Origin of the sequence: Paludibaculum fermentans, from assembly GCF_015277775.1 — a bacterium.
Classification (GTDB): Bacteria; Acidobacteriota; Terriglobia; order Bryobacterales; family Bryobacteraceae; genus Paludibaculum; species Paludibaculum fermentans.
Genome location: NZ_CP063849.1, coordinates 915,793 through 936,940, shown reverse-complemented (window position 1 = coordinate 936,940; position 21,148 = coordinate 915,793). Strand labels below are relative to the sequence as shown.

The following is a 21,148-nucleotide window of genomic DNA, read 5'->3' as shown; positions in this document are numbered from 1 at the left end:
GAAATGCTCTCGCGCCGGACCCTGCTCACCGCGCCTGCGTTTCTGCAGGGGCTATCCCGCTCCAAACCCAACCTGCTGCTGTTGATGAGCGATCAGCATCGTGCCGATTGGATGGGCTGCGACGGCAACGCGGCGGTGGGCACGCCCAATCTGGATGCGCTGGCCCGCGACGGGGTCCGATTCAGGCACGCGTACTCATCCACGCCGACATGCACGCCGGCCCGCGCCGGTCTGTTGACCGGAATGTCGCCGTGGCGGCACGGCATGCTCGGCTATGGTGAAGTGGCACGCAAGTATCCGGTGGAAGGTCCGCGTGTCCTGCGCGAGGCCGGCTACTACACAACCGGCATCGGCAAGATGCATTGGGCGCCGCAGCGCAATCTGCATGGGTTTCACCAGACGCTGCTGGACGAAAGCGGACGCGTGGAATCACCGGACTTCCAGAGCGACTACCGCGCCTGGTTTGCGTCCGAGGCTCCGAATCTCAGTCCCGACGCCACGGGCATCGGCTGGAACGACAACACGGCCAAGCCGTACGTGCTGCCGGAGCGCCTGCATCCGACAACCTGGACCGCCGACTGCGCCGTGCGGTTCCTGGAGTCGTACCAGAGGCCGCAGCCGTTCTTTTTGAAAGTCAGCTTTGCGAGGCCGCACAGCCCCTACGACCCGCCGCAGCGCCATTGGGACCGCTACACCGAGGCACGCCTGCCCGAAGCCGTGGCTGGGCAGTGGGCGGCCGGGAACAAGCCTCGCAATTCTCAGCGCGACGACATCTGGCACGGCGATGTGGGCCGGGCGCTGACACGGCGGGCGAGAATCGGCTACTCCGGGTCGGTTTCGTTCATGGACGAGCAACTCGGCCGGGTGACTGAAGCGCTGCGCAAGCGCGGCTGGCTCGACGAGACCCTGATCGTCTATCTAAGCGATCACGGCGACATGACCGGCGATCACTACCTGTGGCGGAAGTCGTACGCCTACCAGGCGTCGGCGCGGATTCCGATGATTGCGCGCGGTCCGGGCGCCGACAAGGGCACGCTGAGCGATGTACCGGTGGAGATCCGCGATGTGTTGCCGACCTTACTCACCGCCGGCGGTGTACCCGTGCCCGCAGCCTGCGATGGCCAGAACATGCTGCAGGCGAAACGGCCCTGGATCGACCTGGAGCACGACGTCTGCTACGACAAAACGAATCACTGGACGGCGCTGACCGACGGGCGATGGAAGTACATCTACCATGCCTTCGACGGCCGTGAGCAGTTGTTCGACCTGGTGAACGATCCGCAGGAACTGCGGGAGTCCTCTGACGCGGAAGCATTGCAGTTGTGGCGCGGCCGCATGACGGCACATTTGGAGCCGCGCGGCGAAAAGTGGGTGCGGGGCGGCAAACTGGTGCCCCGCCCCGCCAGTATGCTGTATTCGCCGAACTACCCGGCTACAGCCTCTTCATCGACCGCCGCGGCCGAGAAGTAGGCGCAATCGGGGTGATGGAAGACGATCGCGCTGACCGACGCCTCGGGTTCCATCATCATGCCCTCGGTCAACTGGACACCGATCTCCTCGGGCTGCAGCAGTCGGAAGAGCTCCTGCTGGTCGTCGAGGTTCGGGCAAGCCGGATAGCCGAAGCTGTAGCGCTTGCCCCGATAGCGCGACGTGAAGCGCTCGTGCATGGTGAGCGTCGGAGGATCCGGCGCACCCCAGTCTTCACGCAGGCGCCGGTGGAGCCACTCAGCCGTGGCCTCGGCTGTCTCGATGGCCAGGGCCTGAAGTCCGTGCGCCATGAAGAACTCGCCCCTCGCCTTGGCAGCCTCGGAATGTTCCCGCACGCCGGCCCCGGCAGTGACGACGAACATCGCCAGGTGGTCGCGGCGGCCGTTCTCGTCGGGATCCAGAATGTAATCGCTCAGACACAGGCCGGCGGGCTTGTTCTGCCGTGCGAAATGGAATGCGTGCAGCGGCTGTGTGGCTCCGGGTTCAAACAGCTGGATGTCGTTGCCCGCGCGTTCGGCCTCGAAGAAGCGCCACACGGCGCGGATCTTCATGAAGCCGAGGGCGTACTGCTTGACTTCCTCCAGGTCGTGGAAGAGCGCGAGCGCCTTCTCCTCGCGTTCGTGCAGCGCCTTCTCGAAGTTGCCCTTGTAGCCGAGATGGCGGCCGTAAAGCATGAACGGGTTGATGTACGACCAGACCTCTGAAAGCTGCGGCACGTCGCGCACTTTGCGGTCGAGGTAAGGCGCCGGCGGGATGGCGATGTCCGTACGAACCTTGGGCGAACGCTCCGTGCCCAACGCAAACTTCGGCTCGACAGCGGCCGCGGCCGTGGGCAGCGCGATGGGTATGGTGAACGTATGCGTGGTCAGCGACGCGTCGCGCGTCACCGGATCCATGATCTCGTTCATGAGCCGCAGGCCGGTCATGGCGTCCTTGGCATAAAACGTCGGAGCGGAGTAGGCCGGTCCGATCTTGCCTGTGGTGTAGCGCTCGCTCAGCGCGGCTCCGCCCACCAGCAGGGGCACGTTGACCCCGGCGTTCTTGAGATCCTCACCGGTGATCACCATCTGCTGCGCCGATTTTACGAGCAGGCCGGAGAGGCCGATGGCATCCGGCTGGTGCTGTTTGAACGCCTTGATCAATTCTTCCGGCGGCACCTTGATGCCGAGGTTCACCACGGTGTAGCCGTTGTTCGAGAGGATGATCTCGACCAGGTTCTTGCCGATATCGTGGACGTCGCCCTTCACGGTGGCCAGCACGATCTTGCCGCGCGCCGCCGTGTCGGCCTTCTCCATGTACTGTTCGAGATGGCTGACCGCGGTCTTCATCGCCTCGGCCGATTGCAGCACCTCAGCGACAATCAACTCATTGTTGTTGAAGAGGCGGCCCACCTCGGCCATGCCGGCCATCAGGGGCCCGTTGATAATGTCCAGCGGCGCCATGCCCTCGCCGCGTTTGCGCTCGAGATCTTCAACGAGGCCGTCCTTCGTGCCTTCGATGATGTAGTTGCCGAGCCGTTCGTCCAGCGGAAGCTCGGCCGCCACTTTCTTCACGCGCGCCTGGGCTCCGCGGAAGTGCTCGCTGATGACGGCGATGTTGTGCTGGTTGACGGCGATCTTCTCTTCGCGCGACTGCTCGCGCCAGTCTTCCGAGACGCCGGGCATCGAAGCAGGCGGCGTGTTGAACAGCAGGGCCTCCGCCAGCCGCCGCTCTTCCACCGGGATCGAAGCGAAGCGCTCCAGCTTCTCCGCATTCACGATGGCGAGGTCGAGCCCGGCCTTGGTCGCGTAATACAGGAATACCGAGTTGACGATCTCACGAGCCGATCCGGGCAGGCCGAACGAGACATTGGAGACGCCCAGCACGGTCTTGACGTACGGGATCTTTTCCTTGATCAGCCGCAGGCCCTCGATGGTCTCCACCGCTCCGCCGATGTAGTTCTCATCGCCGGTGGCGCAGGGAAACACGAGCGGATCGATGATGATGTCTTCCGGCGGGATGCCGTACTTCGTCGTCAGCAGGTCGACGCTGCGCTGGGCAACGGCCAGTTTGCGCTCGCGTCGGAAGGCCTGGGCCTCTACCGGATCCTCGTCGATGGTGCCGACCACCAGCGCCGCGCCGTACGCCTTCGCGATGGGGCAGATGCGCTCGAACTTCTCTTCGCCGTCCTCCAGGTTGATGGAGTTGATGATCGACTTGCCCTGGCAGTAGGTGAGCGACAGCTCCACCGCCTTGGGGTCAGTGGTGTCGATCATGATCGGCGCCTTGATCTTGCGGATCAGCTTGTCGTAGAACGCCGGGATGTCGGTGATCTCTTCACGGTCCGACGACTGCAGGCAGACGTCGATGATGTGGGCGCCGTTGCGGACTTGCCGGCGCGCGATGTCCGTCGCCTCTTCCCACTGCTCGGCCGCCACCAGGTTCTTGAACAGCCGGCTGCCGATGACGTTGGTGCGCTCGCCCACGATGAGCGGGCGGTTGGAGTCGTCGGCCTCAACCATCTCGACACCCGAGAAATAAGCGCGATGCGTGGGCTGTGCAGGCCCCCGGGGCTGTTTCGTCTGGACCATCTGTGAGATGGCCTGGATGTGCTCCGGCGTGGTGCCGCAGCAGCCTCCGATGATGTTCAGCCAGCCGTGATCGACGAACTTCTCCAGCTGGCTGGCCAGCGACGTGGGCGTGGTGTCGTACCGGCCATCTTCGTTGGGCAGGCCGGCATTGGGGTAGCAGGACACGCGCGTCTTCGAGAGTTCATGAATGGTGCGGATGTGATCCGTCATGAACTCCGGGCCAGTGGCGCAGTTCAGGCCAACGGCGAGCAGGTCGGCATGGGCAATGGAGGTATAGAACGCGTCGGCGGTCTGCCCGGCGAGCATAGTGCCCATCGGCTCGATGGTGCCGGAAACGACGACCGGGATCCGGCGGCCCAGTTCCTTCGAAAGCTGGTCGATGGCCAGCAGGGCGGCCTTGATGGTGCGGGTGTCGTTGCAGGTCTCCACCAGCAGCATGTCCGCGCCGCCCTCCACCAGGCCCTTGGACTGCAGGTAGTACCCGTCGCGCAGTTGCTGGAAGGTGACTCCACCCGAGACGGAGATGGCGCGCGTCGTGGGTCCAATGGATCCGGCGACGAAGCGCGGACGGCCCGGCTGATCAAATTCGGCAGCGGCCTCGCGCGCCAGGCGAGCGGCCAGCGTGTTCACTTCCAGGCACTTATCTTCGATCCCAAACTCGGCCAGGGTGATGAGGTGGCCGCCAAACGAGTTGGTCTCGACGATATCGGAGCCGGCGGTGTAATACGCACGATGGACATCTTTGATCCACTCCGGATGAGTGAACAGGATGTTTTCCGAGCAGTTTTCAAACTTCGAGCCGCCCCAATCCTCCATCGTGGGATTGCGTTGTTGGATCATAGTGCCCATCGCCCCATCGAGTACGAGGATGCGGGTGGCGAGGGCGTCTAATAGAGCCTGTTGGCGGTCTTGCCAGTTATTCATTCGGGGATGACTCCATTCTATCGCATGTGGTTGAAACCACCCGGCATGAGGCGCTTCCAGATTGCCCTGGCAACTTCTACAATCAGGAGTGCATCCGCCTTTCGAAGGTGGAGATTGAACCTTTCATGTGGAAACTTTGTTTCGCCGTACTCATCCTGCTCTACCTACCGGCCGTCGGTTGCAAGCGCGCACCCGATGCCGCTGCGCCCAGCCCCCTGGTGTTCGCCCATAAGAAGTTCGACAAGTCTGTCCCTGGCTGTGGGGACAAGGTGAAACGCGAGGAAGCCTGCGTCACCTTTCGAGTTTCCTGGGTGGAGGCGGCCAGCGCCTCTTCCGACGAAGTAAAGACGAAGATCAACGCGGCGATCCTGGCCGCGCTGCAACCGAAAGAAGCGCCCCGCGGGTTTGACGCGGAAGCGGCCGAGGTCGCCGCGGACTATGAGCGCTTCCACAAGGAATTCGACGACAGCGCCATCACCTATTTCATCCGCCGCACCGCCGACATCCTGTTGAGCAACGCCACCATGCTCAGCATCGAGATCACTGAGGAAGAGTTTCGCGGCGGCGCCCATCCGGAATCGCGCCGCACTTACCTCAACCTGGATCCGGCAAAAGGGCAGGATCTGTTCCTCAAGGACATCGTGCGCGATGGATCCCTGCAAAAGTTGACCGACCTGGCGGAGAAGCGTTTCCGCGTCGAGAGGGCAATCCCGGATGGCAGGAAACTTTCGGAATCCGGCTTCACCTTCGCGGATGACAAATTCGCGCTGAGCAAAACCTGGGGTGTTTCTCCAAACGGCCTCGTGATTCACTACAACGCCTACGAGATCGCTCCTTATGCGGCAGGACCCACTACCATCATGCTGCCCTGGAAAGAGATCCGGGATCTCATCCGGAAAGAAGCCGGCATCCTCCCCCCGGCCTCCTAAATCGCGCGCGTTCGGATTAGACTGGAATGCAGCTTTATGGAACTCACGGATTCCGCCCCTCCTCCTCCCAGCTCCGAGATGCGCCGCCTGACCGGCGTCTGTTTCGAACCGGGAGCCGTTTTTACTGACATCGGCAACAATGGCCGCTGGTGGGTGGCCTGGCTGATTATCGCGGTCCTGATATCGGCTTTCACTACGCTGATGGTGAGCCGGATCGGCTACGACCGCATGATCACCAAGGCTTTCGAGTCGAACACCCGCATGCAGGAAATGACCGCCGACCAGAAGCAACAGGCGTTCGATATGCAGCGGAAGATGATGCCGTTCTTCGTGCGCGTCATGCCTCCGGTGGGCTTGCTGATCGTCATGATGGTGGCGGCCGGGGCGCTGCTGTTCGTGTTCAATTTCATGCTGGACGCCGGGCTGAAATTCAAACAGGTGCTGAACCTGCACGCTTATGCGGGCATACCACCTGCGCTTGTGTCCACGGCCGCCAGCATCCTGGTGCTGTACCTGAAGCCGCCGGAGGATTTCGACATGCAGAATCCCCTGGCATTCAATGTCGGCGCGTTCCTTCCGGAGGGCACCGCGAAGTGGCTGCATAGCCTGGGATCGTCGATCGACCTCTTCACTTTCTGGCAGATCGCCCTGCTCGCGGTAGGATTCTCGACCTTATGCGGAGCCAAGCGCATGCCCTTCAGCAAAGCCCTGATCGGCGTCATCGTGCCTTGGCTCGCGTACGTCTTCGCCAAGGCAGCCTGGGCCGCGATGTTTGGGTGAGGAAAGCGCCCGGCCTTCCGCGGTCCTCCGCCGCGGACCCGGCGCGGGAAGGAATCGACAGCGTCTGCTGAGGGCTGGCAGCTCCCTGCCGGCCGCTCCCCCTCTCCGGGCTACACTGGAAGCAGACGCATGCAACTGGTGATTTTCGATCTGGACGGGACGCTCGTCGACTCCGTTCAGGATCTGTGTAACTCCGTGAACGCCACCCGCACGTACATGGGCATGGAGCAACTCCCCATGGATCTGGTGGCCTCCTATGTGGGCAACGGCGCGCCCGTACTCATTCGTAGGGCCATGGGTCCCGGCGCCTCCGAGGCCCTGGTCGAAGAGGCCCTGGCTTACTTTCTCGGCTACTACCGGGAACACATGCTCGACCACACGCGCCCCTATCCGGGCGTCGTCGAAGCGCTGGAGCAGATCTACCAGCAGGGCTCGCGCATGGCCGTCCTCACCAATAAACCCGAGCGCTTCTCCCGCGACATGTGCACCGGCCTGGGCTTCGGCAAGTACTTCTTCCAGGTCTACGGCGGCAACAGTTTCGAACAGAAGAAGCCGGATCCCATCGGCATTCACACCCTGGCCAAGGAGTGCGGCGCACCGCTCTCCGGCACCTGGATGATCGGCGACTCCTCGACGGATATCCTCACGGCCCGCAATGCCGGCGTACGCTGCGCCGGAGTGACCTACGGCATCAGTCCGGACTCGCTCAAGGCGACCCCGCCCGACTACCTGATGGACTCCATGCTGGAGCTCCCCGCCATCCTGACCGCCAAAGCCTGACCGCAGGCGCGTGAGGGAGCACACACGCGCGCCGGTCGATCCGGTCCGCTTCGTCATCCCGCGCAGGCGAAACGAACCCGATTCCTCCGCTCAATGACGGTCCATCTCTAAAGACCCGCGACCCGGCGATTTCACTACAGCAATTTCGCACTCCGGCAGGAATCCGTGGGTGTGATTCAATGGACCTCGTGCGCTTCGCCACTCTCCTCATGCTCTCCGCTTCCCTGCCCCTGACCGCGGCCGACCGCGCGCAATCCCGGTCCATCGTCTATTCCCAGGACGGCATCGTCTCCACCAGCCACGTGCTGGCCTCGCAGGCGGGCGCCCAGATCCTGGCCAAGGGCGGCAATGCCGTGGATGCCGCCATCGCGGCCAATGCCGTCCTGGGTGTAGTCGAACCCATGATGTGCGGCATCGGCGGCGATTTCTTCATGCTCTATTGGGAGGCGAAAACCGGCAAGCTCTACGGACTGAACTCGTCGGGTTGGGCGCCGCAGGGACTCTCTCCTGCCTTCCTCGCCTCCAAAGGCATCACGATGATGCCGAAAGCGGGCATCCACACCATCACCGTACCTGGAGCCGTGGAGGGTTGGTCCAAGGCCCATGGCCGCTTCGGCAAGCTGGCCTGGAAGGAGTTGTTTCCCGCCGCCATCCGCTACGCCAGCGACGGGCATCCAGTGCATGAGGTCATCCACGCCGTCTGGTCGGACGCCCGGCTGAAGACCACACCCGAAGCAGCCCGCGTCTTCCTGCCCAACGGCCACGCTCCCGCGGCCGGGGACATCTTCAAGAACCCCGAACTCGGCGCCGCTCTGACGCTCATCGCCGAGCAGGGCCGCGACGCCTTCTACAAGGGCGAGATCGCCCGCAAACTCCTCGCCGGCTCCCGCAAGCTGGGCGGCACCATGACCGAGGCCGACCTCGCCGAGTTCGCCGCCGAGTGGGTGGAGCCCATCTCCACCACCTATCGCGGCTGGCGCGTCTACGAGCTTCCGCCCAACGGCCAGGGCATGGCCGCCTTGATGATGCTCAACATTATGGAAATCCTCGGGCACGACTGGCACACCAAGATCGAAGCGATGAAACTCTCCTATGCCGACGTGATGGCCTATAACGCCGATCCGCGCTTCGCCAAGGTTCCCGTGAAAGGGCTCCTCGACAAGGCCTATGCCGCGCAACGGGCCAAGCTCATCGATCCCGCCAAGGCGCAGTGCAATGCGGTCTCCGGCCAGCCCTTCGGCAGCGACACCACTTACCTGTCCGTCGTCGACAAGGACGGCAACATCGCGTCGTGGATCCAGAGCATCTACTCCGGCTGGGGCTCCGGCGTGGTGATGGAAGGCCTGGGCTTCCCGTTGCAGAATCGCGGGGGCGGCTTCGTCCTCGATCCCAAGCACCCCAACGTACTGGCTCCGCGCAAGCGCCCATTCCACACCATCATTCCCGCTTTCATGGAGAAGGACGACATCCACATCGGCTTCGGCATCATGGGTGGCCCCAACCAGCCGCTCGCCCACGCGCAGTTCGTCTCAAACCTCGTCGATGAGGGGATGAACATTCAAATGGCCCTGGAGTCACCGCGCTTCACCAAAGACGGCCCGTCCGGCTGCGATGTCCAGATCGAGAATCGTGTCCCGGCGGCCACCCTGCAGCAGCTCACGGGCAAGGGGCACAAGCTTGCGATCCGCGGCGCCTACTCCACCAACATGGGCCGCGGCGCGGTGGTCCTCTACAACAGCAAGACCAAGGTCAAGCAGGCCGCCGCCGACCCGCGCTCGGACGGCGCGGCCATTCCCGGGCCGGCCCACTAAAAAAATGGGAGCCTTGGCACCCCGCCCTCCTCACGGCGTTGGGGATGCCACGGCTCCCGGTGGGAGAAAGAGCCTGGACCCGAACCCTGCTATCCGAGGAAGCCGAGGTTGCGCGTCTGGAAGTTCTTCAGGTTGGGGAAGACCACATTGAGGGAGGGATCGTCGAGTCCGAACCAGCGTGCCAGCGTGGCGCCGTACTGATCCAGCGAGGTGCTGGGCAACAGTGCGCCGCGCGAGCCCGAGTCGTTCGGACCACCCAGCGCCATCACCGGGAATTGCCCATACAGGTCGCCGCCCTGCACTGCGCCGCCTAGCACCAGGTGGTGGCTGCCCCAGCCGTGATCGCTGCCCTGCCCGCTGGGCTGCAGCGTACGCCCGAACTCCGACTCGGTGAAGGTCGTCACCTGGTCAGCTACACCCAGTTCCTGCGTCGCGAGGTAGAACGCATTCATCGCCGCGCTGAGTTGCTTGAGCAGGTCCCAGTGCTGCCAGCTCTGCGAGCCATGCGTGTCGAACCCGCCCAGGGAGCAGAAGAACACCTGCCGCTTCAGGCCGGTCTGCGTCCGCAACTTGATGACCTTGGCGACTTCCTTCAACTGGTCGCCGAGCTGCGTGCCGGGAAACACGGTAGCGATCGGGCTCGTGCTGGAGGCGCTCTTCAACATCGCCGAGAGAGCCATGGCGTCCTGCCGGACCTTGTTGGCGGCCTGGACCACGGCCAAGCCACTATCCATGCTGATCACCTCCTGCAGGCCCTGCAACCGGGCAGCCGCTGCCGTGGAGGGCCAGATGTTCATGCCGTAAGGCTCCATATCGAAGCCTGGAATGAAGCTGGCCGATTGCACCGCATTGCCGGCACAGAACAGTTGCGGCCCGGACATGGAGATGGAGACAGGGAAGGTCGCCGCGCCGTTCATGGCCGTGACGGAGTCCGCCACCCGTCCGGCCCAGCCGGTTCCACCTGAGCCGCTCGGCGTGGCGGTCTGCATCTGCAGCACCTGGTCCGAGTGCGAGAACAGGTTGGAGGGCAGCGGCACCGCATTCCCCAGGTACTGGGTTCGCGTGGTGGGCTGCACCAGGTTGCCGACGTTGGCCACCACCGCCAGTTTCTGCTGACCCCAGAAGGGATGCACTCCGGCCAGTCCGTCGCTGAGCGCATAGGGCGTGCCGTTCTTGGCCGTCACCGCCAGCAGCTTCGCATCCGTGCCGGGCAGCGCCAGCGAGCCGCGAATCGACTTGTAGGCGTTGTACTCCGACGACACCTGGGGCACCACCGTGTTGTGTCCGTCATTGCCGCCGAACAGGAAGACACACACCAGGGCCTTGTAGTCGGTTGCCTGCTGCGCATAGGCGTTCATCAGGCCGAAGCGGGCCAGGCCGGCCGCCGAGATGGCGCCGCCGGTGGAGAGGCGCAGGAAGTTCCGCCGTGAGGGTTTCGTATTTTCTTTCATGTCGCTGGTTCCTTTTCGCATCAGTACTGCACGGCAAACTGCCCGCTGAGGGCGGTGAGATAGAGCGCGGTGAGCACCCTCTGGTTGTTGTCCGGCATGGCCGCAATCGCGGTCGCCAGGCTCGTTTTCATCGACTGCGGCATGCGCCCATAGAGCAGCGTGTTGTTCACAGTCTCAATCAGCGTGGGGATGTCGCTGGCGGCGTTCTGGAACGGCGTCAGGTTGACGGTCACCTCCGACCCCATCTGGCCGGTGAGGATGAAGAAGAAGAAGTTGGCGCGCACCAGCGATTCCGTGGGGCCATAGATCTGGAACTCCGGCCCGAACAGCGGCGACTTGGGTATGCGGTAGAGCATGGGGTAGAAGCCGAAGACCGAAGGCGGCCCCAGCGGACTCATGCTCTGGTCGACGAACATGTAGCTGAATGTGTTGGTTTGCGACACGCTGCCGTTCAAACTGCGCACAAACTCGGCGAACTGGAAGTGCGGATCCTTCAACCGCCCCTGGGTGGGCGTGGCCACGTCCTGGCGCGCCTCGCTATCGGTCAGGATCGCCAGCACTACTGCCTTCAGGTCGCCCCGCACGCCGGCGCCGTTGTCGTTGAACACCTGCGCGACGCGTTGGATGTAGGCAGGACTGGGATTGCTCGTCACCATGTCCCGGATCAGGCGGGTGGCGACAAACGGCCCCACGTTCGGATGCTGAAAGATGCAGTCCAGCGCCGCGTTGGTCTCCGCTGTGACGGTCAACCCCGCTGGGATAGCGCAGCCGCCGACCAAGGTCTTGGCTGTGGTGTCGTGGTTCTGCTCGCGGGTCTCCATCGATGCCGCGGAGAAGTTCTCCCAGTTGGTGGCCTGGGGCTGCGCGCCGGGCGCGGTGGGATACGTCCAGCCGGTCAGGGCCCGGGCGGTCTGGGAAACCGTCGCCTGGTCGTAGGTCGGGATCGGATTCCCCTGGCCATCCAGCTTCGTCGAGCCATCCAGGTTCAGTTGCATCAGGCCGATGCTGAACAACTGCATGATCTCGCGTGGATAGTTCTCATTGGCGCCGCCGCCGACGCCCGGTTTGGTGGAGTTGGCGAGATCCAGGTACTTGCCCATCTGAGGACTCACCGTGATGTCCCAAAGCAGCTGCCGGTAGTTCCCGAAAGCGTTCCGGCTGAGGATCTGCCAGTAGGGCGCGATCTCGTTGGAGTAGATGTTCTTGTTCGTCGACAGCACGATGATCTTCGCCAGGGCGTTGATCATGCGTTGACGCAACTGGTCGGGGGCATGCACCATGCGCCACAAAAACTGCGAACGATCCTGATTCACATCGCCCGTGACCGGAATCGTCGTCTCCGGCAGCGACAGTTGCTGCGCGAGCCAGGCATTGATGCCGAGCGTGGAGACCGCCTGGCTATCCACGGCGGAGGGTCCGAAGGCGGCCTGCTCCAGGAACCGCGCCGTCGTCAGGTTCACCGGAGGCACGACCACTGTGATCGTCACCGTCGCACTAGCCGAGGCCGTAGTCACGGCAACACTGGTCGCCTTCACAGTCACGGCCGACGGGTTCGGCACGTTCGCCGGCGCTGTGTAGAGTCCGGCCGTCGAAATCGTGCCAACCGTGGCATTGCCGCCCGCCACATTGTTCACAGTCCACGTAACGGCCTGATTCGCGTTGTTGTTGACGACAGCCGTGAACTGGCGCGTGGTGCCAGACTGCACGCTGGCGCTGGACGGCGTCAGCGTGACGCTGGTGGCCGGTACGGTGACCGTCACCGTCGCACTCGCCGTAGCCGCGGGTACAGCCACACTGGACGCCTTAACCGTGACCGCGGCGGGGCTGGGGACCACGGCGGGAGCAGTGTAGAGCCCCGTGGACGAGATCGTGCCCACCGTCGAGTTGCCACCCGCGATGTTGTTCACCGTCCAGGTGACCATCTGATTTGCGTTGTTCGCGACAGTGGCGGTGAACTGCCGCGTGGCGCCCGTCTGGACACTGGCCGAGGACGGAGAGACCGTCACACTGGTCACTGGCTGCGTGAGGGTGATGGAAGCGGAAGCCGACACCAGCGGGTCGGCTACGCTAGTCGCCTTTACGGTGGCGACGGCCGGATTGGGCAGCGAGGAGGGCGCGGTGTAGACTCCGCTCGACGAAATCGTGCCCGCCGTCGCGCTCCAGGTGACCGCCGTATTGGCGGTGCCGCCGACAGTCGCGGTGAAGGTTTGCGTAGCATTCAAACCCACACTGGCACTGGAGGGCGAGACGGATACCGTCACACTGGAGAGCGTCACGGTCAGATTCAGGGGATCGCTGGTCACGGCGCCCGGCGCCGGTTGGGAGACGCGTAGTTGCACGGTGCCTACCATCGAGACTGGAACGTTGCCGGTGACCACCAACTTGGTCGGCGAGAAATACGTCGCCGTCATCGGCTGATTGTTGATGGTGGCTGTGGTACCCGGCATGAAGGCCGCACCGTTCAACGTGAGCGAAACCGGGCCGGCCGCGAATTTCGAGGGGCTGCTGCTCCAGATGTAAGGCTGCGCATACGTGATGGTCAGTTGGGCGGAGCCCACAATCGCGGGATAGGCGGTGCTGGTGGCCGCCACCGTGATCAGGTTCGCGGCGGGCGGCACGGCGGGTGCGGTGTAGACGCCCGTCGCGGTAATCGTGCCGTAGGTGCTGTTGCCGCCCACGACTCCGTTGATCGACCATTTTATGGTCGCCGGGGACAGCGGCACATAAGCGGTAAGAGTCCGCGTGGTGCCCACCGCGATATTCGCGGGTCCGGGATAAACAGTAATGGATTGTCCAAGGGCCAGGGGCCCGAATGCCAGAAGGCAAAGAGAGAGAGCTTCAGAGATCCTCACAATTAAGTATGCGAAAACCTGCCTTGCGCTTTGCCAACTACGGTTAAATTAAACGAGATCAGTAATTTACCTGAGCTTCTGTAAGGCCGATTCGGCCGCCTCCACGCCCTTTTGGATCTCAGGCCTGGTGGCCTCGGGCCCACCGGAGGACGCGGCCAATTTCCAGTTCTCCAGAGCCAGGCGCCAATGCGTGGTTTGTTCGCCCGGCGTGGAAATTTTCGGGATTGCGTCGGCGTGGCATTTCGCCAATTGCTGATAAATCGGCGACAAATGATCAGGCCAGTTCTTGTTGGTCGGATCGTCCACAATCAGGTCCTTCAACATCTGGATGGCGGTCCGGTTGGGTTCGATCCCTTCCAGGGGACGCCCCATCAACCGCAGGACTTCGCCGATGTCGCGCCACGCCTCCAACTGCGAAACACGCAGATCTTTGTCCTTGGGATCTTCGGCGGCCAGGGCGTTATACTGCTCCAGGGCCCACCGGATCTCCTTTAGGCTCAGCTCCAATTGGGGAATTTCCGCCAGGGCGGCGCCCAGCCGTTTGTGGTTGTTCGCGCTGTGCGTGCGGTACTGCCGGCTGGCCGGATTCTTCTTCGCCAGGGCGTCGGTGATGGCCACGGAATGGCGGAACGCCTCCACCGCCTTCGGCCACTGCAGCTTGTCCTCATGCCAGCCGCCGATGTAGTTCCAGATCACGCCGACATCCACCTGCGCCTGCAGGTTGGTCGGATCGGCCTCCGCCACCGCCTCGATGATCACGCGCGCCTTCTGCATGTGAACGAAGGCTTCATCCAGGTTGCGGAGCTTGCCGGCGCGCGGCGTCGAGAGATTGTCGCTCAGCCCCAGGTGGTTGAGGAATTCATAACGCTTATACACCTGATTCGATGGATCCTCGGCGCTGGCGGCCGCGGCCTGCTGGATCCCCTTGCGCCTCGCGTCCATCGACGCGGGAATGTCGCCCGTGAACGAGAGCATGCGGCCCATCTTGTAGTAGGCGAGGCTCAGTTCGGCGCGGCTGCGCGTATCCGGTTTTTCCGCAATCAAAGCCAACATGTTGTCGCGGCCAGACTGGTAGTGGTGCAGCGCGTCCGCGGCACGGTTCGACTTCTCATCCAGGTCGCCCAGGCGCATATGGCAGCGGAGTCTGGCCACCGTGACCGGCCGGCCAGCCATCTTCGTCTCGGTGGCCAGCTTCAGGGCGGACTCGTACTCTCCCCTCGCCTGCTGGGTCTTGCCCCGCATGTCGTACATATCACCGAACTTCAGGTGGATCAGGACAAGATCATGGAGATCCTGGGGTGTCTCAACAGGCAGGTGCGACCGGAGTTCCATCGCCCGGCGGTAGCTGCGCTCCGCTCCGTCGATGTCGCCTATGTTGGGCACATACGAGTTCCCCTGCGAATCGCCTACCCGCTCGTAGGCGGTGCTCAATTCGCTCAACAACTTGGGATCGGAGGAATGGTTGGCGGCCAGGGCATCCAGGTATTCCAGGGCCGTTTTGACGACCAGCCGGCGGGCGGGCGTCGAGCCGGGCAGATACTGGATGGCGTCGTGGAAATCGAACAGAAAGCGGTTCGCCAACTGGCGGACCTGCTGGAAGCGATTCTCGGAAATCTCGCGCAGGCGGGCCTGTTCCCGGGCGTTGCGGTCGGCCTGGATCGCCACCAGCGCGAGACTGCCGACAATGGCGGCCGAGGCGGCTACGCCCACCCAATGGCGCCGGACAAACTTGCCGGCCCGGTACAGTACTGAGTCGCCGCGCGCCAGCACCGCATCACCCCGCAGATATCGCCGCAGATCCGCCGCCAACTGGTCGGCCGAACCATAGCGGCGGCCGGGTTCCTTGTCCAGGCAGTGCAGGACGATATTCTTCAGGTCCGACGGGATTTTGCCCTTGGGCGGATGGACGGGCAGGTCGACGATGCGCCTTACCAGCTCCGTCATCGAAAGCCCTTCGGTTTCGTACGGCCGCTCACCAGAGACCAGTTCGTACAGAATCGCGCCGAGGGAGTAAACGTCCGTGGCCGTGGTGATCGGCGCGCCGGTCAACTGCTCCGGACTGGCGTACTGCGGCGTCATCAGTCCGGCCGGAACCTGGGTCTGTTCCGACCAATCGGTGGTGAGCAGCTTGGCGATGCCGAAGTCCAGCAGCTTGGGCTCGCCCTCCGTATTCACCAGGATGTTCTGGGGCTTCAGGTCACGGTGGACGATCAGGTTCTGGTGGGCGTAAGCCACGCCTTCACAGACCTTTACGAAGAGGGCCAGACGGGTCCGCAAGGGCGACTTCCGCTGCTCGCACCATTCCAGCAGCGGCTGGCCCTCGATGTAGTCCAGGACGAGATAGGGCTGGCCGTTCTCCAGCGTACCCCCATCCAATAGCCGCGCGACGTAAGGATGGTCCAATTGAGCGAGAATCTGCCGCTCCCGCAGGAACAGCGTGTGGGCCTCGATGCCCGAGACTCCGACCCGCAGCAGCTTGATGGCGACCCGCTTTTCGTATTGGTCGTCGGCTCGCGTAGCCAGGTAAACCGACCCCATGCCGCCGCGGCCCAGCAGCCGCTCGACGCGATAAGCGCCGATCCGCATTCCGGGCTCGACGGCCGCGGCCAGCTCCACGGCCGACTCCGCCGCTTCGGCAATCGACGCCCGCAGATTGGTTTCGCCGCTCTCATCCTGGGCCAGCATGCTGACCACTTCCTGGCGCAGGCCGGCATCCTCGCAGTGCGCGTCCAACCAGGCATCCCGTTGCTCGGCCGGCAGTTCCAGCGCTTCGTGGAAAAGCTGTTCGATGCGGCGCCAACGTTCGGCGGTCATTGGGCGAGGTAAGAGCGCAACCAGGCCTTAGCGGCCCGGATCTCCCGCGCGATGGTCGACTCGGACAGATCAAGAACCGCCGAAATCTGGGCGGCCTCGAGCCCTCCGAAGTACCGCAGCTCCAGGATCTGCGCCTTCCGTTCGTCGAATTGCGCCAACTGGCTCAGCGCCTCATGAATGGCCAGAACGTCCGGCGACCGGCCGCCGGCCAGTTCCTTAGCTTCTTCCAAAGAAACCGGTTGCACACCGGAGCCCCGCTTCTGGGCCCGCTGCTCGCGCGCGGAGTCCACCAGAATCTGGCGCGTCAGCCGGGCGGCAATCGAATAGAAATGGGTTCGACTGTCCCATTCCGGAGAATTCCCCGTCGCCAGGCGCAGGTAGAGTTCGCTCACCAACTCCGTGGTGCTCAGCGGCTTGTGACCGAATTCACGTTTCAGGTGGGCGTGGGCGATGCGCTTCAGTTCAGGGTAGATGAGCGGCACCAGACGGTGCAGCGCCTGCTGATCGCCTTCGCGCCATTCGTGCAGCAGTTGAGTGAGTTCCGCTGTCTTGACTTCTTGCATCCGCGAGTTGTTCCCCGATTCGGAGGCCAAAGGCCTGCCGTATAGGTAATCATCTTCGCGGCCAGGGGCAGCATTGTCAAGTTATCAAAAACACGAAAGGCTCCGGTTGTCCGGAGCCTTTCGATCGCCTGTAAACCGTACAATAATCTACTTTTTGCCCTTGGCGGGCCCGCACTTCACCCACGCCTTCTTCTTGTTGCTTTCGATCACGGCCTCGAGTAGTTGCATGCCGCGTAGACCGTCGGCAAAGGTGGGGTATTCGATGGGCAGGCTGCGGTCCATCACGCGCGACCAGAAGCGCTTGTAAAGCTGCTTGTGGGCATCGTCGTAGCCTTCGCTGTGCCCGCCGGGGTAGTCGGCATAGCTGGCAGCCTTCGGGTAGTACAGGCTGCCGTCCTTCAGCAGCAGGCGATTGGGTTCGTTGCGCTCGCCGATCCAGAGTTCGTCGGGCTTCTCCTGGTTCCAGCTGATGCTGGCCTTGGACCCCGCAATCAACCATTCAAAGCGATTCTTGCAACCGGCGGACACCTGGCTGACGGTGTACGCGCCGCGGCAGTTCTCGCCCAGGTGCAGCATCGCCATGCCGAAGTCTTCCGTGTCGATCTTGACTTCGTTGTAGTCTTCCGGAGTCAGGGTCTTGCCGGCGAAGGTCTCGATCGCGACCTTGGGCTGCTTGCGGGTCTTGTGGATGATCTTGAGGTCGGCACAAATGGCGGTGATGGACAGGCCGGTGACGTGCTGGATCATATCCATCCAGTGCGAGCCGATGTCGCCCATGGTGCGCAGCGGGCCGTTGTGCTTGCGGAGAATGCGCCAGTTGAAGTCGGTGTCGTAGAGGAGCCAGTCCTGCGAGTAGGTGCCCTGCACGATGCGGATCTCGCCCAGGTCGCCGTTGGCGATCATGGCGCGCGCCTGCTGGACGGCCGGGTAGTAGCGCAGGTTATGATTGGTGGCGTGGCAGAGCTTCTTCTTCTCGGCCAGGTCCAGCATTTCCTTGGCTTCCTTGGCGGACATCGCCAGCGGCTTCTCGCACAACACATGCTTGCCGGCGGCGAGGGCATCCTTGGCGACGGGCGCATGCAGGGCGTTGGGCGTACACACGTGAACGCCGACGATTTCCGGGTCGGCCAGCAGTTCCTGGTAGTTGCCGGTGGCTCGCGGGATGTAGTGGGCGGCTGCGAAGCGGTCCGCTTCCTCCTGGGTGATCCCGGCCACGGCCGCCACCTCGACGAACCCCAAACGGCGCAGGTTCTCCACGTGGGTCTTGCCCATGAAGCCGGCGCCAATGACTGCGACTTTGAGTTTGCTCATAAAGTTTTATCCTTGCGAGCCGATAATAGGCTCAAGGTTTAGACCTTCTACACTCTATAACAAGTGCTCCGGGTCCCGTAACATGATCGTTCGCTTACGCTTCAAACAAGCCGCACTGAGACCCGCAACGCCGACCGCCGTGCAGCGCAAAGCACAGGTGGTGGAGATGCCTGCTCCGGTTGCGCCCGCTCCTCCCGAGAACCCTAACCACGTGAGCAAGCAGGAGATGGCCGGCGGACTGGCGGCCCTGCTGACCCCCGCGGCCACTCTCACGTTCGCCATTTCCCTGTGGCGGCTGGGCCAGGACTTGGGGCTGACCAAGAACTTCTTCATCACTGAAGGGCCGTTCTCGCACTGGCAGGTATGGGTTGCGCTGACCGGAATGTTGTCCGGGTCCAGCTTCTACCTGAACAGGAAGAGTGAGCAGGCGGCGCGTAGAACCGCCACGAATTAGCGCCTCTATTCCCAATCGCAGGATAGGGCCGCCATCCCAATCGGCATGCCCGGCGGCGGTTCCGGCGCTTTGGGCAGCTTCATCTGCTTCGGATCCTTCTCAAACGCGGCGATCTCCGAAAGCCCGAACGCCGCATTGGCGCTACCCGGCCTGGCTCTCAACCAGTTCTTCAACTTCCTGATCTCCAACAGGGTGACGGCGCGCACCTGGCCGGACGCCTCGTCGTCCACCGCCAGGTTCATCACATTCCGCAGCGCGACGTACTGCACGGCATGTTGCACTTCGCCGGCGAGACCCGGCTTTTCCGGGACCTTCCACGTGACCGCGAACAGCCGGTCGAGTACCTCAGCCAAACCCGGCAGGGCCGCATCGCGGGCATGGTATTCCACCAGCCGCGCGGCCCGTTGCGGATTCACCACCAGATCGATCGTCATGTCAGCCGCCGACTCGGCGGCAGCCACGGGATCGAACGTCAGCCCTGTGCGGTGCCGGAACAACTCACGAGTCCTGTCGAAGCCCGCCGGCCGTGGCGGAATCAGCTTGATCACTGCTTCGGGCAGGGTGAGGACCTCCGGCTGGATCGTGGCGAGCACGGCCTCCAGCGCCCGGCGCTGTTCCGCCGCGGCTACGATCTGCGTGGGCGTCTGGCCATCCCCCCGAAGCGTATAGGAATAGCGGAGACCGGCCACCGACTTCACAGCCGCCTCCACCTGGTAGCGGTGGGACAGGTACAGCGGAACGAGCACATCCTCCAGCAGCGCCAGCGGAGCACCGGTGCGAATGTTGTTCTCTCCGAACCGGGCGAGCGCGGCTGCCCGAACGCCCATCCAGCGGTTCAGTTCATCCACCGCGTTGGCGCCGCTATCCCATAGATGCGTCTCAGGATGCGCGCTGCCGGCGGGCCGCGCGTCCTGGTCCGTCAGGAATGTCAAACCACGCTGGCGCGCTGCATCGATAATGCCGTTCAGCGCCTTCTTCTCGTCGGTACCCGGATTGAACTGGGAATAGCCCCAGGTGATCGCCACCTTATCCCACTCCCCGATGCCCTTCGCGTAGGCATCGCTCAGGTCCGGCTGGCCGTTCTTGAGCGTGACCCAGGGATGCGGGTAGTCCATCACAGAAGCGCGGTCATGCGCGGAGGCGATGTAGTTATGCCCCAGCCCCAGCGTGTGGCCGACTTCATGCGCCGCCAGTTGACGCAGCCGGGCGAGGGACATCTCCAGCATGCGCGGATCCGTCCCCGCGGTGGCATAGGGAGCCAGCAGCGATTCCGCGATGAGAAAGTCCTGCCGGACGCGTAACGAACCCAAAGTGACGTGGCCTTTGAGAATCTCGCCCGTACGCGGATCGCTCACGCTGGAGCCATACGACCAACCGCGCGTCGACCGGTGCACCCACTGGATCACGTTGTACCGCACATCCATCGGATCGGCGCCCTCGGGCAGCATCTCCACCCGGAACGCGTTGCGGTAGCCGGCCGCTTCAAAAGCCTGGGACCACCAGCGCGCGCCTTCGAGCAGGGCTCCGCGGATGGGCTCCGGCGCACCAGGATCGAGGTAGTACACGATGGGTTTCACGGCCTCGCTGACAGCGGCGGTGGGATCCTTCTTCTCCAGCCGGTGCCGGGGAGTGAAGTGCCTGGCGACGGGCTCAGACACGGGCGTCGCGTAGTCCACATACGTCATGTCGAAGAAGCCGGAGCGTGGGTCAAACTCACGTTTCTGGAAGGTCAGATCCGGCAGTTCGACGAAGCTGTGGTGCATCCGCACCGTGACGGCGCCGCCCGTAGGAGTGACGGAGCGCAGAAACCGGCCGGCCGGCCCGCCGGTGAACGTGATGGTTGCCTCCACTTCTGTGTTTTTGGGAAAGTTCTTCGTGCGCGCCAGGTAGAACGCGCTACGCGAGGAGTCGAGATGATAGGAGCCCTGTTTCTGCGCCTGCAGCGTCTCGCCTATGCCGTGCGCGTCGCGCAGGAAGAACGCCGTGGCGTCGACCAGCACGCGGCCATCGTCCTGGACAGCGGCTTCGAAGCCCCAGATGACACTCTCGGCGAAGCTATCCTTCACGGCCTGACGCTCCGCCGGATCGCGCGAATCGGCGCGATAGTCCGTATTCGCCGCAACCAGCAGCACCTTGTTGCCGCTGCGCTCCCAGCGCGCGACGAAGCTGCCGCCCAATTGGCCGCGATCCAGGCCGATATCGTTGGACCCGATGCCGGCAGGCAGCGACGTATAGTACAGAAAATCCTGCCCCCAACGCCCCACTTCCAGCCACAACTTGCCCTCCGCTTCCTGCCAGTAGTACGGAACAAAGCCGTCGACGCGCAGATTCTTCGGGACGGCGGGCGGCGCCGCGGTCAGGATGGGGAGCACAGTGAGGGCCAGAGCGAGGAAGCGCATATTCTCACCACTGTACACTGGT

General features: G+C 63.5%; 13 protein-coding genes. 6 read left to right on the top strand and 7 right to left on the bottom strand.

Annotated features, from left to right (window positions below):
- Window positions 1-3 precede the first annotated feature (3 nt).
- A complete protein-coding gene (locus IRI77_RS03680; RefSeq protein WP_194450732.1) occupies window positions 4-1,470 on the top strand; it encodes an arylsulfatase in 1,467 nt (488 codons plus the stop codon).
- Here the strand turns inward: IRI77_RS03680 and metH are convergent.
- On the bottom strand, window positions 1,425-4,982 hold the full coding sequence (gene metH, locus IRI77_RS03675; protein WP_194450731.1) for a methionine synthase: 3,558 nt from the start codon (window positions 4,980-4,982) through the stop codon (window positions 1,425-1,427). The genes IRI77_RS03680 and metH overlap by 46 nt on opposite strands.
- A 125-nt stretch (window positions 4,983-5,107) precedes the next feature.
- On the opposite strand from metH, the gene IRI77_RS03670 reads away from it, so the two are divergent.
- From IRI77_RS03670 to ggt, 4 genes are all read left to right on the top strand, one after another.
- On the top strand, window positions 5,108-5,911 hold the full coding sequence (locus IRI77_RS03670) for a DUF3298 and DUF4163 domain-containing protein (RefSeq protein ID WP_194450730.1): 804 nt from the start codon (window positions 5,108-5,110) through the stop codon (window positions 5,909-5,911).
- Window positions 5,912-5,947: 36 nt separating this feature from the next.
- Window positions 5,948-6,691 carry a YIP1 family protein gene (locus IRI77_RS03665; RefSeq protein WP_194450729.1) on the top strand — a complete coding sequence of 248 codons (744 nt, stop codon included), beginning with the start codon at window positions 5,948-5,950 and terminating at the stop codon, window positions 6,689-6,691.
- Between the two features lie 129 nt (window positions 6,692-6,820).
- Entirely contained in the window at window positions 6,821-7,471 is a 651-nt protein-coding gene (locus IRI77_RS03660) for an HAD family hydrolase (RefSeq protein ID WP_194450728.1), read from the top strand.
- 179 nt (window positions 7,472-7,650) lie between these two features.
- Entirely contained in the window at window positions 7,651-9,282 is a 1,632-nt protein-coding gene (ggt, locus tag IRI77_RS03655; RefSeq protein ID WP_194450727.1) for a gamma-glutamyltransferase, read from the top strand.
- 89 nt (window positions 9,283-9,371) lie between these two features.
- On the opposite strand, the gene IRI77_RS03650 is transcribed toward ggt, so the two are convergent.
- The 5 genes from IRI77_RS03650 to IRI77_RS03630 all read right to left on the bottom strand — a co-directional run bounded on the left by IRI77_RS03650 (window position 9,372) and on the right by IRI77_RS03630 (window position 18,273).
- Window positions 9,372-10,733 carry a DUF1501 domain-containing protein gene (locus IRI77_RS03650; protein ID WP_194450726.1) on the bottom strand — a complete coding sequence of 454 codons (1,362 nt, stop codon included), beginning with the start codon at window positions 10,731-10,733 and terminating at the stop codon, window positions 9,372-9,374.
- Window positions 10,734-10,753: 20 nt separating this feature from the next.
- Window positions 10,754-13,486: a DUF1800 family protein gene (locus IRI77_RS03645; RefSeq protein ID WP_194450725.1), complete on the bottom strand. Its 2,733-nt coding sequence runs from the start codon at window positions 13,484-13,486 to the stop codon at window positions 10,754-10,756.
- Between the two features lie 165 nt (window positions 13,487-13,651).
- Complete coding sequence (locus IRI77_RS03640) at window positions 13,652-16,399, bottom strand: serine/threonine protein kinase (protein WP_194450724.1); 2,748 nt, start codon at window positions 16,397-16,399, stop codon at window positions 13,652-13,654.
- Complete coding sequence (locus IRI77_RS03635) at window positions 16,396-16,962, bottom strand: ECF-type sigma factor (protein WP_194450723.1); 567 nt, start codon at window positions 16,960-16,962, stop codon at window positions 16,396-16,398. Before IRI77_RS03635 ends, IRI77_RS03640 begins: the two co-directional genes overlap by 4 nt.
- Window positions 16,963-17,109: 147 nt before the next feature.
- Window positions 17,110-18,273: a Gfo/Idh/MocA family protein gene (locus tag IRI77_RS03630; protein WP_194450722.1), complete on the bottom strand. Its 1,164-nt coding sequence runs from the start codon at window positions 18,271-18,273 to the stop codon at window positions 17,110-17,112.
- Between the two features lie 82 nt (window positions 18,274-18,355).
- Between IRI77_RS03630 and IRI77_RS03625 the strand changes: the two genes are divergently transcribed.
- Window positions 18,356-18,727: a hypothetical protein gene (locus IRI77_RS03625; RefSeq protein WP_194450721.1), complete on the top strand. Its 372-nt coding sequence runs from the start codon at window positions 18,356-18,358 to the stop codon at window positions 18,725-18,727.
- Between the two features lie 5 nt (window positions 18,728-18,732).
- Here the strand turns inward: IRI77_RS03625 and IRI77_RS03620 are convergent, their stop codons facing one another.
- Window positions 18,733-21,126 carry a zinc-dependent metalloprotease gene (locus tag IRI77_RS03620; protein WP_194450720.1) on the bottom strand — a complete coding sequence of 798 codons (2,394 nt, stop codon included), beginning with the start codon at window positions 21,124-21,126 and terminating at the stop codon, window positions 18,733-18,735.
- Between the last annotated feature and the right edge of the window lie 22 nt (window positions 21,127-21,148).

Excerpts from the sequence above, each read along its gene's own strand:
- IRI77_RS03650 (WP_194450726.1), bottom strand. The coding sequence starts at position 10,733 with ATGAAAGAAAATACGAAACCCTCACGGCGGAACTTCCTGCGCCTCTCC.
- metH (WP_194450731.1), bottom strand. The coding sequence starts at position 4,982 with ATGAATAACTGGCAAGACCGCCAACAGGCTCTATTAGACGCCCTCGCC.
- IRI77_RS03660 (WP_194450728.1), top strand. The coding sequence starts at position 6,821 with ATGCAACTGGTGATTTTCGATCTGGACGGGACGCTCGTCGACTCCGTT.
- IRI77_RS03630 (WP_194450722.1), bottom strand. The coding sequence starts at position 18,273 with ATGAGCAAACTCAAAGTCGCAGTCATTGGCGCCGGCTTCATGGGCAAG.
- IRI77_RS03625 (WP_194450721.1), top strand. The coding sequence starts at position 18,356 with ATGATCGTTCGCTTACGCTTCAAACAAGCCGCACTGAGACCCGCAACG.
- IRI77_RS03620 (WP_194450720.1), bottom strand. The coding sequence starts at position 21,126 with ATGCGCTTCCTCGCTCTGGCCCTCACTGTGCTCCCCATCCTGACCGCG.
- IRI77_RS03640 (WP_194450724.1), bottom strand. The coding sequence starts at position 16,399 with ATGACCGCCGAACGTTGGCGCCGCATCGAACAGCTTTTCCACGAAGCG.
- IRI77_RS03665 (WP_194450729.1), top strand. The coding sequence starts at position 5,948 with ATGGAACTCACGGATTCCGCCCCTCCTCCTCCCAGCTCCGAGATGCGC.
- ggt (WP_194450727.1), top strand. The coding sequence starts at position 7,651 with ATGGACCTCGTGCGCTTCGCCACTCTCCTCATGCTCTCCGCTTCCCTG.
- IRI77_RS03635 (WP_194450723.1), bottom strand. The coding sequence starts at position 16,962 with ATGCAAGAAGTCAAGACAGCGGAACTCACTCAACTGCTGCACGAATGG.
- IRI77_RS03670 (WP_194450730.1), top strand. The coding sequence starts at position 5,108 with ATGTGGAAACTTTGTTTCGCCGTACTCATCCTGCTCTACCTACCGGCC.
- IRI77_RS03680 (WP_194450732.1), top strand. The coding sequence starts at position 4 with ATGCTCTCGCGCCGGACCCTGCTCACCGCGCCTGCGTTTCTGCAGGGG.